The organism is Paenibacillus sp. F4, from assembly GCF_002894905.1.
In the GTDB taxonomy this organism is placed as follows: Bacteria; Bacillota; Bacilli; order Paenibacillales; family Paenibacillaceae; genus Paenibacillus; species Paenibacillus polymyxa_B.
This window is the reverse complement of sequence record NZ_POVS01000009.1, coordinates 731,823-749,198: the sequence shown is the minus strand read 5'-3', so window position 1 is coordinate 749,198 and position 17,376 is coordinate 731,823. Positions and strand designations below refer to the sequence as shown.

Genomic DNA, 17,376 nt, shown 5'->3' with positions numbered 1-17,376 from the left:
TACCAGGCGGCAACTAGAGAGGAGTTATAGAAATGACTGTTTTTCAAATTGTGATGGTAACACTGGTAGCGGCCATATGTGGCATGGGTAGCGTTTTAGATGAAGGGCAAACCCATCGTCCTCTGATTGCGTGTACGTTGATTGGCCTTGTCCTTGGCGATCTCAAAACTGGCATTATACTTGGCGGTACTCTGGAATTAATGGCTTTGGGATGGATGAATGTAGGAGCATCCATGGCACCAGACGCTGCTCTAGCCAGCGTGGTTTCAACCATTTTGGTCATCGTCGGCCATCAATCGATCGGCGCCGGAATTGCCGTTGCGATTCCAATTGCAGCCGCCGGACAAGTGCTTACCATTTTTGTCAGGACGATTACTGTCTTCTTCCAGCATTTAGCTGATAAGTATGCGGAATCTGCAAATTTCAAAGGAATTGAGCTATGTCACTTTATTGCCTTACTTTTGCAAGGTCTGCGCGTTGCTTTGCCCGCTGTTTTGGTGGCAGTTGCCGCAGAAACGGGCCTGGTGACTGCTATGCTTAACGCAATTCCGGAGGTTATCACAAGAGGACTACAAATTGCGGGCGGCTTTATCGTAGTCGTAGGGTATGCGATGGTCATTAATATGATGGCAGCCAAATACCTGATGCCATTCTTCTTTCTGGGCTTTGTCATTGCAGCTTTTACCAGCATTAATCTGGTTGGTTTTGGGGTCATTGGCGCGGTTCTGGCTCTGCTTTACATCCAGCTGAGCCCAAAATACAACCAGCGTAATGAGAAGATGGAAGAAATCGAAGAGTTATAGTAACTACCTGAAGGGAGAGGAGAGCACTATGAAAGAAAAGAAGCTGACTAAAAGTGATTTAAATAAGATGTTTATCCGTTCATGCTTCCTGTTAGGCTCGTTCAATTTTGAGCGAATGCAGTCGATTGGTTTCTGTGTCACCTTGATCCCTGCGATTAAGCGGCTGTACAGCAAGAAAGAAGATCAAAAAGAGGCATTGAAAAGACATCTGGAATTTTTCAACACTCAACCGTTTATCTCGGCGCCTATTATGGGTGTAACGGCTGCGATGGAAGAGCAGAAAGCGAGCGGCCAGCCGATTGATAATGCCACCATAAGTGGAGTCAAAGTCGGTTTAATGGGACCTCTTGCGGGAGTGGGTGACCCCATTTACTGGGGGACTTTACGCCCGGTTCTGGCTGCTCTCGGAGCCTCAATCGCCTTATCCGGCAGCCTTGTCGGACCGGTTCTTTTCTTCCTTCTCTTTAACACTGCACGCTTGGCAACGAAATGGTACGGTCTGAAATACGGTTATCACAAAGGTACGGAGATTGTATCCGATATGTCGGGAAACCGGTTGCAAAAACTCACGGAGTCAGCATCCATACTGGGGCTTTTCGTTATGGGCGCACTTGTTTCCAAATGGACCACCCTGAATGTGCCGCTGGTGGTATCAAGATATGTGGGAACGGATGGAAAAGAGGTTATTACGACCGTTCAGATGATTTTGGATCAATTGATGCCTGGACTTTTACCACTATTATTGACCTTCTTATGTATGAGGCTACTGAAAAAGAAAGTGAACGCAATCGCTCTGATTTTTGCTTTATTTGCAGTAGGCATTATTGGGTACGCATTTGGTGTTTTGGCTTAAAACGTGCCGGTCAGGGAGTCATCCTTGGCCGGACTTTGTCGGATTTTTGTGACCAAAACAGCGTAAACATAAGATATTGAGTTATAGAGATAAATGTAAACGCTTTATTTGTGATGTTAAGAATAACACTAGGTGTTCAAAATATTAAAGAGGATGTGAAAGATGGTGAAGAGGAAGTTAAGTATGCTGCTTATTTGCTTTATGGTATTTAGTTTACCGTTAACTCCCGCCTTTGCAGCTGATCTTGGTTATTACGATGAAACTTACCGTAATCAGATTCATTTTTCGCCTGAGGCTAACTGGATGAACGACCCGAATGGAATGGTTTACTATAAGGGTGAATATCATCTTTTTTACCAGTATCATCCTTATGGAACGAAATGGGGACCGATTCATTGGGGGCATGCGGTGAGCAAAGACCTTATCCATTGGAAACATTTACCGATTGCGTTATATCCAGATGAAAACGGTCAGATTTTCTCGGGAAGTGCTGTGATCGATTGGAACAATACTGCAGGGTTCGGAAAAGAAGCGATGGTTGCGATCTTTACTCATTCCGGGGATAACGGCCAGGTTCAAAGCATTGCATACAGCTTAGATAGAGGCAGAACCTGGACCAAGTATGAAGGAAATCCGGTAATGCCGGATCCCCCGATATCGGATTGGCGAGACCCTAAAGTATTCTGGCATGAAGACTCCAGACAATGGGTGATGTCTTTGGCCGCAGCGAATAAAGTAATGTTGTATACTTCACCCAATTTAAAAGAGTGGACCTATGCAAGCGAATTTGGTGAAGACAACGGAATACAGGCCAATAGTCTGGATACCACTTCGTACGCTATGTCTTCACAGGAAGGTGGTTCATTCACCTATGAGGGAGATATTACCCTTAATAAAAAGAATGGCCGGGAAGGCTCAGGAGGTCTGGTTTTTCGTGCTGACAAGAATGCGAAAAACGGTTATGTCGTCAGCCTGGATGCCAAAAATGATGTCGTTACTTTAAATAAGAATATCGATGGATCGAATACAGAAATTGCAAGCAAGTCTTTAACTCTAGGAACCTCATCAACTTACAACGTGCAGGTAGACGTATATGGTCATGACATTCAGGTGTTTGTAGATGATCAGTCTGTAATTAAAGAAACGGATACTGAATTTGATTATGGTTATTACGGTCTGACCGCCTGGAATTCAACAGCTTCCTTCCGAAATGTGAGTTTCAAAAACACCTCTAACTTTGCAACCAATCTATCTAATTGGACAGCTGTAACCGGCCGGTGGGAAGATACCATGGAGGGGAAAAGCGGTACATCTGCAGATGATGCTTTTATCATAAGTGGTAAGACTGGGGACAACTTTATATATAATGCGAATATAGATTTGTCAGAGGGAGGAGATGAAACAGGATCACTTGTTTTCCGGACGGATGCTGATGCGAAAAATGGATATATGGCGAGTATCGATGCTTTAAACGATAAAGTGAAAATTGTGAAAATGGAAGACGGGAATAGAACGGTTCTGGCTGAAACCACAGTAACGCTGGATACTTATCAAAGCCATGATTTAAAAGTGAGCACATTTGGGTCAAATATAAAGATGTATCTGGACGGAAATCTCATTCATGATATCGATGATGCAACCTTCCTGTCCGGCCATTTTGGATTACATCTTTTGCACTCTTCTGCGATATTTCAGGATGTTCAACTGGGTAGAAATATCATGACCGATGAGAAAGAAATCACCAATCATGATTTTGAAACAGGCGATTTAACCGGATGGACGGTGACCCAAGGCGATCCTTTTTCGGATGATCATGTATCCAGTGAAGCGACTTATTGGGGTGGACCCTTCGGACATGAGGGGAATTATCACTTGTGGGGATATTCCAAGCTTCACGAGGGTGATGAAGCAACAGGTGAACTGCATTCCTCCTATTTTAAATTAAGCGGATCCGGTGAAATCAATCTGTTACTAGGAGCAGGCGATGATGGCGACAATACCTATGTATCATTGGTCAGAGCAGCCGACGATCAAGAATTGATCCGCCAGGCCAATATAAAATTTAATGAAGAAAAATATTCAAAATACGTATGGGACGCGTCCAAATATATTGGTGAAGTGTTATATATCAAGGTAGTAGACCATGCCAAAGATGGTTACGGTCATATAAATGTTGATGATGTTAATGTTTATAATGAAGGGACCATATCGGATAAAGTTGATCAGGTTGCAAAAGAGCCGGAGAAAACAGATATGAAACAAAGCGGACTCCTCACAGATTGGTCCGCTGTTTCTGGACAGTGGATTCCTTCCACAAACGGCAGCATCGGAGGAATATGGGAATGTCCTACGTTAGTCGAATTGCCGGTTGATGGCGACCCTTCAAAAAGAAAGTGGGTCTTACAGGTAAGTATAAATGATGGTGCTCCGGCAGGCGGATCGGGCATGCAGTATTTTGTAGGCAGCTTTGACGGTAAAACGTTTAAAAATGAAAATACTTCCGATAAAGTGTTATGGACTGACTATGGAGCTGATTTTTATGCTGCTGTGGATTGGAGTGGAGTAGAAGGGAAGAATGGTGAGAAATATTGGCTCGGCTGGATGAGTAATTGGCAGTATGCCAACGATACACCCACCTCAACGTGGAGAAGTTCAACAACACTGCCGCGGAAGATGGAGCTCACTCAAACCGCAAAGGGTCTACGTTTAAAACAAACCCCTATTTCCCTAAAAAGCATTCGCGACAGAGGGGATCGTATTTCGTATACCAATAAAATCATATCGGGTAACAGTCGTCTTCTTTCTAATTTTTCAGAAGATACATTTGAAATGATCGCTTTGTTTGATGTATCGGATACTAAGGCAACAGAATTTGGCTTTGAAATCCGTAAAGGAAGCGAGCAATATACTACTGTCGGTTATGATGTCTACAACGAGCAATTATTCGTTGATCGGACTCATTCAGGAAATTTTGATTACGGAAGTAATGTAGTTGGCAAGCATGATGGACCATTACATGCTAAGAACGGCACGATTAAATTGCAAGTTATTGTTGACAGATCAGCTGTAGAGGTGTTCGGTGATGATGGTACGACAGTGATTACCGATCAGATATTCGCAGATTCTGCAAGCAAAGGATTAACAATTTATAGTAAGGACGGAAATGTAAAGCTGAAATCTTTGCACCTATATCCTCTAAAGAGTGTATGGAAAGAAAAGGACTCTTCTTTTAAATCCAACTTATCAGGTTGGACCGCCGTTAACGGGAAGTGGGCCGACACCATACATGGAAAACAGGGACAGAGTAAGGGAGATGCTTTTATAGTATCAAAAGTGACCGGCAGGAATTTTGTATATGAAGCCAATATAAACGTGCCAGATACAGATTCCCACCCCGGTGATTCTGAAAAAGATTTGATAGACAACTCCATTGGAGCAGGTTCGTTGGTTTTTCGTTCTGACTTAACAGCAAAGAATTTGTATGCAGCAAATGTGGATATAAAAAATAATATTGTAAAATTAATTAAATTTGTTGATGGAACCGGATATGAAATTGCGACATATAACAATGATGAAAAACTGGATTTACAGCCAAATACAGATTATCATCTCAAAGTAGAAGTACAAGACGATATCACTAAGGTTTATTTGAACAATAAGTTAGTTATCGACACAAAAGATCAAACTTATAAGGAAGGACACTTTGGTCTCAATGTATGGGATACAACGGCCTTTTTTAATGAAGTTAAAGTGAAACTAAAACATAAAGATGAATGATTAAAGTTGAGTAAATAATGATTTTTGTATCTCTATGAGTTTAGTTTGTGTCGCCGCACAGCGACACAAAGTTTCCAAGCAAAACTATCCTAATAAAAGCCAAGCTTAAGCAGGAAATTTGCAGAAGCGGTTATGATCGAAGACGATACCTGTGAATAAATATATTCTTACCTTCCTTCAGTCACTTTCATCACCCTATCAACTATAAGGACGCGATGCTCTCGCTTCATTTTATTAATCGAGACTAATAGAGATCCGCATCATAAATAATAAGTTTAAATATTTACCAAGCTTCCCGTCATTCATTGAAAGTTGCCCCGATCAGTAGCATCTTTCCAATGAATGACGGATCTCTACATAAAAAGGTGTCCAGCGACCTTAGAGATCGTCGGACACCTTTTGCTGTTCTTACGCTTCATTCCTTGATTCAACCTAGTGCTACGAAACGATTAACTTCTTCCAACGACGGCAAGGCTGCAATCGCTCCAACTTTAGTGCACACAATGGCGCCGACTTGATTGGCAAGTGTCACAAATTCCTGCTGCTGCTCCCAGTTGGAGGTAAATGCCTTAGGCTGACTCAGCTGGCTGATTTGATACAGCATTGCTCCGACAAAGGCATCTCCGGCACCAGTAGAGTCGATCGATTTGACAGCGATACTGCCGATTAACGAACGGGAAGCACCACTTGAGATGAGGGTTCCTTCTTTCCCCAAGGTAACTGCCACCGTCTTCGCTCCCAACCCATGCAAAAGATCCAATGAAGCATCGCGGTCAGCCAGCCCTGTAATGATGTTTAATTCCTCTTCGCTTACCTTTACCAAATCCGCATTGTGTATTCCCCTTCTGGACAGTGCGATAAATTCCGCCAGCCTGTCCTCCCAAAGGTTCCCCCGATAATTGGGATCAAAGGAGGTGAACTGCCCATTAGCCTTCGCTTCGTCCAATAAAGACAAATACGTTTCCCGGAATGGATCGGTGAGCAAGGCCGTTGCCGAGCCAAAATGCAGAATGGCAGCCTGCTGGACCCATTCTCTATCAATGTCCTGTAGAGACAGTTGACGGTCAGCTCCGCGGTTGAACACGAAATCCCGTTCACCGTTAGCGGCAAGGGAAACAAAGGCCAGTGTAGTCGGCGTTGACGGATCAAAAAGGAGCATGGACGTATCCACATGCTGCTCATCCAACGTTTGCTTCAGGTACATGCCAAAGGGATCAGCCCCGACTTTCCCCAAGAATGACGCTTTTCCTCCGAGCTTGGCTACGGCTGCGCTTACATTTGCCGGAGCGCCGCCGGCCTGCTTTGAGAAATGCTGACCCTTGGCAAGATTAACATCAATATCCGTGCAGAAAAAATCAATGAGCAACTCGCCCACACAAAGAACCGTTCTGTCATTTTTCACTTTGATTCACCTCTTGGTAGATTTAGTTTAGAACAGGGGTCGAGTCTCGGTATACGATATCCGTTGCAACATGAGTCACTCGGTATGGCATGGTATTGTCTTTGATTCTTGACAATAACATTTCGGCTGAAATAATACCCATCTGACTACTATAAATATGCACGGTTGTAAGATGAGGCTCGACAACCCGGGATTCCGAAGCATCATCGAACCCGCAAACAGCAACATCTTCCGGGACTTTAATCCCTTTGTTTTTCAAAGATTTGATCACGCTGATGGCAATGAAATCATTGGCGCAAATAAAGACGGAGGGACACTCCCTCAGGGCATCCAACTGCTGTTCCATCCAGTTCTCCTCTATAAAGAAGTTGCGGTCAGGCGCTACAATGCTAAGGGCAGGATCTACGGCGATTCCTGCTTCTGCTAAGGCCTTATTAAATCCGGTCCAGCGTTCATTGAAGCTTTTGCAATGATTGTAATCGCCTACAAAACCGAAGCTTTCATAGCCATGATCGATCAATTTCCGGGTAACACAGTATGTGCTGTGTTCATTTTCCATTAATACCAGATCCGCCTTCAATTCTGGATACATCATATCCGCAGCGCAATCAATAAAAATGGTTGGGATGCAAAGATCTGTGATCAGCTTGCTGTATTCCTTGCTGAACATTTCGATGCAGAAGATGCCAGCCACATTCGAAGGTTCAAAATTGCCGGGTAGGGTCATTGAATTGATATCATTCTCACGAACAAAATAAATAGATAAAGTATAGCCCTGTTTGCTGATTTCCTTCTCCAGTCCGCTGATCAACAAAGATCCAAAGTGTGAGCTATTAGGAAGATTACAGGTCAAAAGTGCGATATTGCCTTGTTTTTCAGAAGCTGCTTCCATATAAGAAAATTGTTTGTATTTAAGCTCCATTGCTTTTTTGACCACCTTGTCCCTAGTAACGGCGGGAATACTCTCCACTCCATTAAGCGCCTTGGAGGCAGTGTTTCTGGAAATCCCCAAGGCATCAGCGATATCTTGTATCGTAACCTTTGACTTTCTCGTCATATTGTTCACCTTATTCTCCGAATTAAGATTCTTCATATTTCTAAATATATAGTATTTTCATGTTTTTAACAATGTATTTATTCAAATGAACAATAAAAGTTTACGTTTGTTTATTTATATTGTGTATTTTTGATGGATTTTTGCTAAAAACATTATAATTATCTTGAAATACGCTTTTTGAATGAATTTTTCACCCGAAATATATTGACTAATTAAATGTGCATCTGCTAAATTGTAAGAGTAAAATATGTTCAAATGTAAATTGTAAGCCCATTCATTTTGGGAATGTGTAAAATTCTCGTTCTGTTGGAGGTGTGGATATTACAAGCAAGTATTTGAAAAACATCTTGGTTAATTATGTCAGAGAGATGACATAACATGGCTTATATTTTGTGTAGTATAACAAGCCGTGAACAGTAGGAGGGAAAATATTGGCAAATTCGATCGTTCAAAAAAGGGGACTAAAGGCTTCAGAAACAAAAAAAAGAAACCATTGGTTAAGCTATATGGTTCGAAATTATATATTGTATTTGTTTCTGCTTCCGTCCATAATTCTTACCGTCATTTTCAAGTATGTTCCCATGTACGGCTCGATCATTGCGTTTAAAAATTTCAGCCCAAGAAAAGGCATCCTCGGCAGCGAATGGGTTGGATTTGAACATTTTCAGCGGTTTCTTTCATCACCAAATTTTTATGACATTTTAATGAATACGCTTAAATTAAGCGCTTACGGTCTTATTCTCGGTTTCCCAGTACCAATCATTCTGGCCTTAATGTTAAATCTGGTCAGAGGAGCGAAGCTCAAGAAGAATATTCAGCTTATTGTATACGCACCTAACTTCATCTCGGTTGTTGTTGTTGCCGGTATGCTGTTTGTTTTTCTATCGCCAGCTGGAATAGTGAACGCTTTGGTAACAACCTTCACCGGCAAGCCGATTTCTTTTATGACTGATCCTGCCTATTTCCGAACGGTATATATTTTGTCCGGTATATGGCAAACAGCGGGCTGGTCCTCTATCATTTATGTGGCCACCTTAGCCAATGTGGACCCGCAGTTGCATGACGCTGCAACAATTGATGGCGCTTCATTGATGAAGAGAATCTTCCACATTGATCTGCCAGCTCTTAAACCCGTCATGGCCGTCCTGTTCATTCTCGCTGCAGGAGGTATTATGTCGATCGGCTATGAAAAGGCTTACCTGATGCAGACGGCTCTGAACACACCTACCTCGGAAATCATCGCGACTTACGTATACAAGGTGGGGTTGCAATCCGGCGATTATGCTTATTCTACGGCAATCGGGTTGTTCAATTCCGTAATTAATGTATTCCTGTTGATTTTCGTAAATACCGTCGTCAAGAAGCTGAACGAAGGAGAAGGGCTGTATTAAAGAAGGAGGTATTTATGGATATTCATTACACCGGGAAGGACCGGATTCTGCTCATCATCAATTATATTCTGCTTGGTTTGTTTGTTCTCGCTATTCTGTTACCGCTGGTTTATGTGGTGCTTTCATCCTTTTTAACTCCAAATACCCTGATTACCAAAGGGTTTGCCATTACATCATCAGACTGGACACTCACGGGATATGCCAAAATCCTAAGCAACAGTGCCATGATCCGCGGTTTTTTTAATGCTATTTTTTATTCAGCAGCCTTTGCGTTCGCAACCGTATTATTTTCCGTCTTCGCGGCTTATCCGCTTGCGATTGAAGAGTTGGTAGGGAAACGGTCCATTATGATCTTTTTCCTGATAACGATGTTTTTCGGTGGCGGTCTGATTCCGACCTATCTGGTGATAAAGGATTTAGGCATGTTGAATACGGTCTGGGCCATTATTCTGCCCGGCTCGATCAGCGTATTCAATATTATTCTGGCAAAGACTTATTTCCAGGGACTTCCCAAAGAGCTGTTCCAGGCGGCGAGTATAGACGGAGCTTCCGAGCTCAGTATTTTCTTTAAAATCGTCCTGCCGCTTTCCAAGCCTATTATTTTTGTTCTAGCTTTATACGCTTTTGTCGGACAGTGGAATTCTTATTTCGACGCCATGATTTATCTGGATGATCCGAAGCTGTTTCCGCTTCAACTGGTACTGCGCTCCATTTTGATACAGAATCAGGTTCAGCCCGGCATGATTGCCGATGCAATGGCACAAGCGGAGCTTAAGAAATTGTCTGAAATGATTAAGTACTCTGCCATTGTCATATCAAGTTTGCCTTTGATTGTCATGTATCCATTCTTCCAGAAGTATTTCGAAAAGGGTGTCATGGTAGGTTCGATCAAATAACAAATCGGGGGAATAGAGATGAAAAAAACATTACTAACTTTGTCTGTGTTGGTACTTTCTACTTCACTGCTTGCCGGATGTGGCGGTTCAGGCAATAATTCTGCGGCATCCGAAGATTACAAGCTGGAAAATGTTACTCTGCCGCTTAAAGAGAAAGTTACTTTGCATTTTATGACTCAAAGCTCGCCGCTGGCACCTTCCGATCCAAATGAAAAGTTGATTTATAAAAGACTGGAAGAAAAAACAGGGGTGCATATCGATTTTACCAACTTCACCTCCGATTCCTTCATTGAAAAAAGAAACCTTGCTGTTGCCAGTGGAGATCTTCCAGATGCCATACTGGATGCCGGATATTCCGATTACGATTTGTTGAATCTCGGAAAGGATGGAACTATTATCCCTCTGGAGGATTTGATTCAAAAATATATGCCGAATCTGCAGAAGGTATTGAAGGAAGCACCTGAGTACAGATCCATGATAACCGCACAGGACGGGCATATTTATGCTTTTCCTTGGATTGAAGAACTGGGTTCTGAGAAGGATAGCATTCATTCTGTAAACGACATGCCATGGATCAATGTGGAGTGGCTGAAAAAGCTGGGACTTAAAATGCCAAAAACCACCGAGGATTTAAAAAAAGTTCTGCTCGCATTTAAAAATGGCGACCCTAACGGAAATGGCCAAGCGGATGAAATCCCGCTGTCCTTTATACTCAATAACGGCAATGAGGACCTGAATTTTCTGTTCGGATCATTCGGACTTGGGGACAACGGCGATCATACGGTAGTGACCAATGAGGGGAAAGTGGTCTTCACTGCCGATCAGGATGGTTATAAAGAGGGGATTAAATATCTTAATGAGCTGTATAAGCTGAACCTGATCGACGAAGAGTCATTCGAGCAGGATTACAATACGTATCTGGCCAAAGGCCAGAATGAAAAATATGGTCTCTACTTTCAATGGGATAAGGCGAACATCTCAGGAGATAACGATAAATATGAATTGATGAATCCGCTCGCCGGGCCAAGCGGTGAAGTCAATGTGACCCGCACGAACAATCTCGGCTTTGACCGGGGGAGAATGGTGATTACCAGTGACAACAAAAATCTTGAGCTTACGGCAAAATGGATTGACCAACTGTATGATCCTATCCAGTCCGTACAGGACAACTGGGGCACCTACGGCGACAAAACTCAGCAGAACATTTTTGAATACGATGAAGCGAGTCATATGCTGAAGCATCTTCCGCTTAAGGGAACGGCCCCTGTCGAGCTGCGGCAAAAAACGAATATCGGCGGTCCATTGGCAATTCTTGACGAGTATTACGGAAAAGTAACGACCAAGCCCGATGATGCAGTGGGACGGCTTAAGCTCATGAAGGAGAGACTCGTTCCTTATATGAAGGCTGACCATAATTTCCCGAAAGTCTTCTTCTCGCTGGAGGATCAGAAGCAGATCTCCACATTGGAAACCGATTTGTTTGCTTACGTTAACCGCAAGCGGGCGGAATGGATCAAGACGGGTAAAGTGGAAGAAGAATGGGCGGAATATAAGGCCGAGCTGTCCAGACTAGGACTAGACAAATGGCTGGAAATCAAACAGAAAGGCTACGACAGATATCTTAAAGATCAAGGCTGAAACATATAAAAGGTGGTTGGGGCTGTTACACCTTATCAACAATCAAAAGGAGAGTGGATACCATTAAAGAGATGCACCTAACGGATGAGAATAGCAGCAGAAAAGGATCACGAAACAGTTATTATAGGGAGACATACAGGCCTCAATTTCATTATTCACCGGAGAAAAATTGGATGAACGATCCCAACGGCTTGGTTTACTATGAAGGAGAGTACCACCTGTTCTACCAGCATACGCCCCATGATACGCAGCCTGATTTTGGCCGCATGCATTGGGGGCATGCGGTAAGTAAGGATCTAGTACATTGGGACGAACTCCCACCGGCAATTCCGCCTGGAGAGGACGGAGCAATCTTTTCGGGAAGTGCGGTGGTAGATAAGAACAATACAAGCGGATTTTTCAACGAAGAAGGATCAGGATTGGTTGCCATTTATACGAATGAGGGCAACAGGGCTCAGCCGGGCAAGCCGCAGGTGCAAAGCATTGCTTACAGCAAGGACAAAGGTCGAACCTGGATAAAATATGAAGGTAATCCGGTCTTATTCCCAACGGAAACGCTAGATTTTCGTGATCCGAAGGTGTTTTGGCATGATGAATCATCAATGTGGATCATGCTTCTTGCCGTAAGAGAACGTGTAGAATTTTACACATCACCAAACCTGAAAGAATGGTCTTTTGCAAGCGAATTCGGTTCCGACATTCCGCATATACACCGAGGGATATTTGAATGTCCTGATATATTTCGAATCCGAGTAGATGAGGATGAGAATACCACGAAGTGGATACTAATGCTAAGCGTGGGGGATAGAAATGGTGTGAATCCAGACGATCCGGAACCACCAGCAGGCGGTTCTGGCATGATGTATTTCATAGGTAATTTTGACGGTAAGGCATTTGCTCTGGATGAAGCGCTGAAAACTATCGATGCTATTAAATGGGTAGACTACGGATCAGACTTTTACGCGGCCGTGACATGGAATGGGATTCCAAACGAGGACGGACGAAAGATTTGGGTCGGCTGGATGAACAATTGGCGTTATGGTACCACGCTACCTTCAGAGGAATGGCGTGGCAAGATGTCAATTCCTCGTGAGCTACAGCTTAGGACTTATCCAGAGGGACTTCACTTAATCCAAGCACCCATAAGTGAATTAAGTCAGCTAAGAAAACCGATTTTGTCTCTGCAAGACTTGACGATTAAGCCAGATATGAACGTGTTGTCTGATATTTTCGCAGCCAAGGCAGAAATTATTGCAGAATTTGAAATCGGTACTGCCGTGGAATTCGGGTTTAAAGTACGGAAGTCCGCCAATCAGGAGACGATCATCGGATATAATATCTCGAATGAAGAATTGTTCGTCGATCGGACGAAGTCGAGCGCCACTGATTTTCATTCAGATTTCACAGCAATACACAAGGCCACTATGAAGCCAGAGCATGAGAGGATACAGTTGAGCATTTATCTGGATTGGTCAAGTGTCGAAGTCTTCGGCAATCATGGAAAAACAATCATTTCAGACATGATTTTCCCGGACTTCGAAAGTAAGGGTCTAGAACTCTACGCCATTGGTGGAGAACTGAGGGTCGTGTCGCTTCAGATCAATGATCTGGTGAGCATTTGGGGAAATGAGAATGTTTAGACGTTAACTATTGATATCATTCAAATTTTAATTATCTCACGAAGGAACTCATTGAGTAGCGAGTGTCAAATTGATTTTTCAATTTGACACTTTTTTATATTGGATAAGATAATGAGTTTGTGTAAGCTAGATAGCAATAGGTCTGTCAAGACTTAGTTGTAGATTCATTTTCGAATGAACCTCTCTCGATTAAATTGTGTATTCTTCTTATATAGACTTTTGGATACAAGGAGGCATCGTCCGTGGATTCAATGCAGCATATTATTGGCTCTAATTTGGCTCAAATCAGGAAGACTAGAGGATTAAGTTTGGATAAGGTGGCTGAACTGACAGGGGTCAGCAAAGGGATGCTGGCTCAGATTGAGAAGGGGAAATCTAATCCTACGGTAACAACCCTTTGGAAAATTGCGAACGGTTTGCATGTATCCTTCTCCACCTTTCTCAAAGAAGACCCGCCGCAAATCACGAAGATTCGGAGGGAAGACCTGCATCCGGTTATTGATGAGGACGGTAACTACTTTGTTTACCCTGTATTCCCGTATCACGCTGAAAAGAAGTTTGAGGTGTTCACGGTAAGTCTGAAGCCAGGCTTTACACACCAGGCAGAGAAGCATCTGGGAGAGGAAACGATTCTCATGATCCGTGGGGAGATGTACTTTGAAATGCAGGGGCAACAGCTTAAGCTGAGTGCAGGGGATGCCGTACAATTTCAAGTATCTGACATACATACCTACCGCAATGATTCGGAAGAGGATGCCGATTTTTATGTATTGATTTATTATGCGGATTAGTGGGATGATTAGCATAGTCTAAAACAGGCTTCCACATCAGGATTTTGCAAAATCCTGAGATATAAAAGAGAGCAACGAGGAAAAGAGAGGAAAGAACCCATGGAAAGCAAGTACATCCGAGAAACCTACTGCTTCAAGACGTCCCGAGTATTTCCCAACGATATCAACAATCATAACACGCTCTTCGGCGGCCGATTGATGTCGTATATCGACGATATCGCATCTATTGCAGCTGCTAAGCTGTGTCGTACGAACACAGTTACAGCGTCTACGGATTCGGTGGATTTTTTGCTTCCTATCCATCCGAGTGATTCTGTCACGCTGGAAGCGTTCGTAACCTGGACAGGCCGCAGCTCGATGGAGGTGTTCGTGAAGGTGATTCGTGAAGGACTGATGACTGGTGACCGAAAAATCGCAGCCACCGCCTTTCTGACCTTTGTGGCATTGGACGAGAACAACCGTAAGGTGACTGTCCCGCAGGTGATTCCAGAAACAGAAGAGCAGTTACAATTGCATCAGACGGCTCCATCACGCGCAGCCATACGGCGTCAGCGGAGGGAAGAAAGCAAGCAGCTGGCTAGTTTTCTGACAACAGATTATCCGTGGGAACTGTAACGTACTAGAGATTATCAATTTCATTGTTTTACGTAAAAAGGAGCCGTCTTTTCCGTTAGCAGTCGACCATGATCTGCTCGGAATACGGCTCCTTTTGAAAATAACTTGAGCTATTCTACTTTAACTACACGGAAATGCTGATTTGTCCCACCATTATCGCCCCATTGAATGGCTTTGGCTCCATCGGCGGTGGCGCTTTCAGAAATATCGATCAGCTTGCCGGTTGCCCGATTTTTCAGCTTGTAATAACCACCGGTTACGGATACTAATTGCCAATGCTGACTGGACCAGCCTCCGTCACTCCACTGCTCAATAACTGTACCGTCTGTTGTCGTACCGCTTTCAACACCAATTAGCTTTCCGCTGTTGCGGTTCACAATTTTATAATATCCGCTGCCTGCATCTTTGAGCTGCCATTGCTGGTTTGCTGCCCCGGAATCTGCACGCTGCTCCAGGTCTGCGCCGTCCGTCGTTGCATTGCCAATAATGCTTAGTGGCTTATTGCTCTTGCGATTCACTAGCTGATAATAGGCATCCGGATCAATGGCAATTGGCGTCGTTATCCCCTCGACCACACCACTGGCGGTGTCAATATTAATGCTGTCGAACCAATCCATGGCTAATGAAGTCGCTGTTGGAAAACGCAGTGGCAACCATACATATTGAGAATCCTGCACAGGACCGCTCCACGCACCTGCCCAACGGTCACCCAAATACAGGTATGAAGTTGTCTGGGCACCTTCAACAGGAATCACGTAAGCCGACTGTGAACCATAAGTCGTACCGTCCCCAAAGTTTATCGTATTACTCCAGGTTCCTTCAATGCTGGATGCGGTAGCATACTTGGCTTGATTGGGATTCCAGCCGGTTGCCCCGGATGTAATCAGGAAGTAGACGCCTCCTTTTTTGAACATCGCCGGAGCTTCACGATATTGTCCAGGCCAAAGTGTAGTCACCAGCGATTCAACTTGCAGAAAATCCGGTGTCAGACGATAAATGTTGAGATCCGCGTTTACCCGGGTAGCCGAAATGAGGTAAGCTGTACCGTTATCGTTGTATACGGTCATATCGCGCGAATCGTAATCCAGAGGACGGAAGCTGCCCTGATACGTGTAATCGCCGTCCACGGTATCGGAAGAGGCGACAGCCACTCGGGCCTCGTTGTAATTAACCCCATTCTCCTTATGCATCCATAATACGTATTTACGTGTTTTTTCATTGTAAATCACTTTCGGACGTTCAATATTCGAAACATTCAACTCTACGGCGGAGCTGCTGGTCAGTACGTTTTTACGAAACTCCCAGTTTTTTAAATCAGAGGAACGGTAGGCGGATACCGCCTTGAACGTGCCGTTGGGATTACGATTTTCACCAAACCAATAATAGTAACCGTCTACTTTAATCATACCACCCCCATGGGCATGGACCACGTTTCCATCTGTATCTTTAAACTGAATGCCATTCACAACATTCGCTGAAGCGGCTGAAGCGATCTTAGGTGAAAACATCTGAAAAATGCTCAACGTCAGCAAAATAGAGAGCATAATACACAGCAAGCGGGCAAAATCATATTTCATTGTTTCGTCCTCCTCTGTATGTGTTATTTTAAAGCGCTTTCATTAACGCTCTATGAAATAGTTTTAATAGAGCTACTTATCCCAATTGTATCCATATTGAATTGAAAGTGCTAGAGTAGTATATTGACCATGTACACGGCACACGCCATCCATATCTAACAGACTTCCATCGAACGGTGAGTGTTACAAACTGGCTGATATTCATTAGGTATACAGGAGGCAACCATGAAAATATACGCGATTGATACGAGCAAGCCGGAGGCTGAGGAGCATTACGAATCACTGGTAAATCAGGTTTCGCTGGAAAAGCAGCACAAGTTAGAGCGTTTTTTACATCGGGAAGATGCTTTGAGGGGCTTATATGCCGATGTGCTGCTAAGATGGTTGGCCTGCCGGCAATTGAAGGTATCTAATGCCAGTCTTCAATTTACATACAATGCATTCGGTAAGCCTTCCTTGATCAATGCACCTGCATTCCATTTTAATGTTTCTCACTCGGGAAAATGGGTGGTATGCGCTATTGATGATCACCCGCTTGGAATCGACATTGAACAGCTCCGTCCTATTGATTTTGAGGTAGGTAGGGTGTGCTTTTCGGACACAGAGTATGATGCGTTAATGCGTCAGGATGCAGACAGCCGCTTATCGTATTTTTACGATCTATGGACGCTTAAGGAAAGCTTTGTCAAGGCCGAGGGGCAGGGACTAACCCTGCCGTTGAAGTCTTTTTCATTTGAGCTAAAGGCACAACCATTCATAGGCTTCACGACAGAGGGCTTTACCACCGAGTATTGTCATTTTAAGCAGTATGAGCTGGATCAGGATTATAAAATGGCTGTCTGTGCAGCTCATGACCAATTTGCCCAGCAGGTGCAGCAGATAGATATAAATACACTACGCTTGGAAGTGGCAACACAGGCGTAATATGAAGTGGGT

13 protein-coding genes are annotated in these 17,376 nt (G+C 43.7%); 10 read left to right on the top strand and 3 right to left on the bottom strand.

The genetic code is table 11. The annotated features are described in order from the left end of the window. Positions 1–32: 32 nt before the first annotated feature. The 3 genes from C1T21_RS10565 (at position 33) to C1T21_RS10555 (ending at position 5,433) form a co-directional block, all read left to right on the top strand. Positions 33–803 (top strand): PTS mannose/fructose/sorbose transporter subunit IIC, encoded by a 771-nt coding sequence (locus C1T21_RS10565; protein ID WP_023988666.1) that lies wholly within the window; start codon positions 33–35, stop codon positions 801–803. A 28-nt stretch (positions 804–831) separates the two neighbouring features. Next, the gene (manZ, locus tag C1T21_RS10560; protein WP_103048195.1) at positions 832–1,656 is read left to right on the top strand and encodes a PTS mannose transporter subunit IID; all 825 of its coding nucleotides are present in this window, start codon (positions 832–834) and stop codon (positions 1,654–1,656) included. Positions 1,657–1,818: 162 nt separating this feature from the next. Continuing rightward, complete coding sequence (locus tag C1T21_RS10555; protein WP_103048194.1) at positions 1,819–5,433, top strand: GH32 C-terminal domain-containing protein; 3,615 nt, start codon at positions 1,819–1,821, stop codon at positions 5,431–5,433. A 427-nt stretch (positions 5,434–5,860) separates the two neighbouring features. Here C1T21_RS10555 and C1T21_RS10550 read toward each other — a convergent pair whose 3' ends face one another. Then, on the bottom strand, positions 5,861–6,835 hold the full coding sequence (locus C1T21_RS10550) for a carbohydrate kinase family protein (RefSeq protein ID WP_103048193.1): 975 nt from the start codon (positions 6,833–6,835) through the stop codon (positions 5,861–5,863). A 22-nt stretch (positions 6,836–6,857) separates the two neighbouring features. Then, entirely contained in the window at positions 6,858–7,892 is a 1,035-nt protein-coding gene (locus C1T21_RS10545; protein WP_103048192.1) for a LacI family DNA-binding transcriptional regulator, read from the bottom strand. A gap of 506 nt (positions 7,893–8,398) precedes the next feature. On the opposite strand from C1T21_RS10545, the gene C1T21_RS10540 reads away from it, so the two are divergent. The 6 genes from C1T21_RS10540 (at position 8,399) to C1T21_RS10515 (ending at position 14,863) form a co-directional block, all read left to right on the top strand. Next, positions 8,399–9,283, top strand: a complete 885-nt coding sequence (locus C1T21_RS10540) for an ABC transporter permease (RefSeq protein ID WP_258012427.1) — start codon at positions 8,399–8,401, stop codon at positions 9,281–9,283. Between the two features lie 14 nt (positions 9,284–9,297). Then, positions 9,298–10,179 carry a carbohydrate ABC transporter permease gene (locus tag C1T21_RS10535; RefSeq protein ID WP_013309484.1) on the top strand — a complete coding sequence of 294 codons (882 nt, stop codon included), beginning with the start codon at positions 9,298–9,300 and terminating at the stop codon, positions 10,177–10,179. Between the two features lie 18 nt (positions 10,180–10,197). Continuing rightward, positions 10,198–11,817 carry an ABC transporter substrate-binding protein gene (locus C1T21_RS10530; protein ID WP_103048190.1) on the top strand — a complete coding sequence of 540 codons (1,620 nt, stop codon included), beginning with the start codon at positions 10,198–10,200 and terminating at the stop codon, positions 11,815–11,817. A gap of 71 nt (positions 11,818–11,888) precedes the next feature. Then, positions 11,889–13,457 carry a glycoside hydrolase family 32 protein gene (locus C1T21_RS10525; RefSeq protein WP_258012426.1) on the top strand — a complete coding sequence of 523 codons (1,569 nt, stop codon included), beginning with the start codon at positions 11,889–11,891 and terminating at the stop codon, positions 13,455–13,457. A 242-nt stretch (positions 13,458–13,699) separates the two neighbouring features. After that, on the top strand, positions 13,700–14,248 hold the full coding sequence (locus C1T21_RS10520) for a helix-turn-helix domain-containing protein (protein ID WP_039269838.1): 549 nt from the start codon (positions 13,700–13,702) through the stop codon (positions 14,246–14,248). A 99-nt stretch (positions 14,249–14,347) separates the two neighbouring features. After that, positions 14,348–14,863, top strand: coding sequence for an acyl-CoA thioesterase (locus C1T21_RS10515; RefSeq protein ID WP_013309488.1), 516 nt, complete (start codon positions 14,348–14,350; stop codon positions 14,861–14,863). A 110-nt stretch (positions 14,864–14,973) separates the two neighbouring features. Here C1T21_RS10515 and C1T21_RS10510 read toward each other — a convergent pair whose 3' ends face one another. Continuing rightward, positions 14,974–16,440: an RICIN domain-containing protein gene (locus C1T21_RS10510; protein ID WP_103048188.1), complete on the bottom strand. Its 1,467-nt coding sequence runs from the start codon at positions 16,438–16,440 to the stop codon at positions 14,974–14,976. A gap of 225 nt (positions 16,441–16,665) precedes the next feature. Between C1T21_RS10510 and C1T21_RS10505 the strand changes: the two genes are divergently transcribed. Then, positions 16,666–17,364 carry a 4'-phosphopantetheinyl transferase family protein gene (locus C1T21_RS10505; RefSeq protein WP_103048187.1) on the top strand — a complete coding sequence of 233 codons (699 nt, stop codon included), beginning with the start codon at positions 16,666–16,668 and terminating at the stop codon, positions 17,362–17,364. Positions 17,365–17,376: the final 12 nt, after the last annotated feature.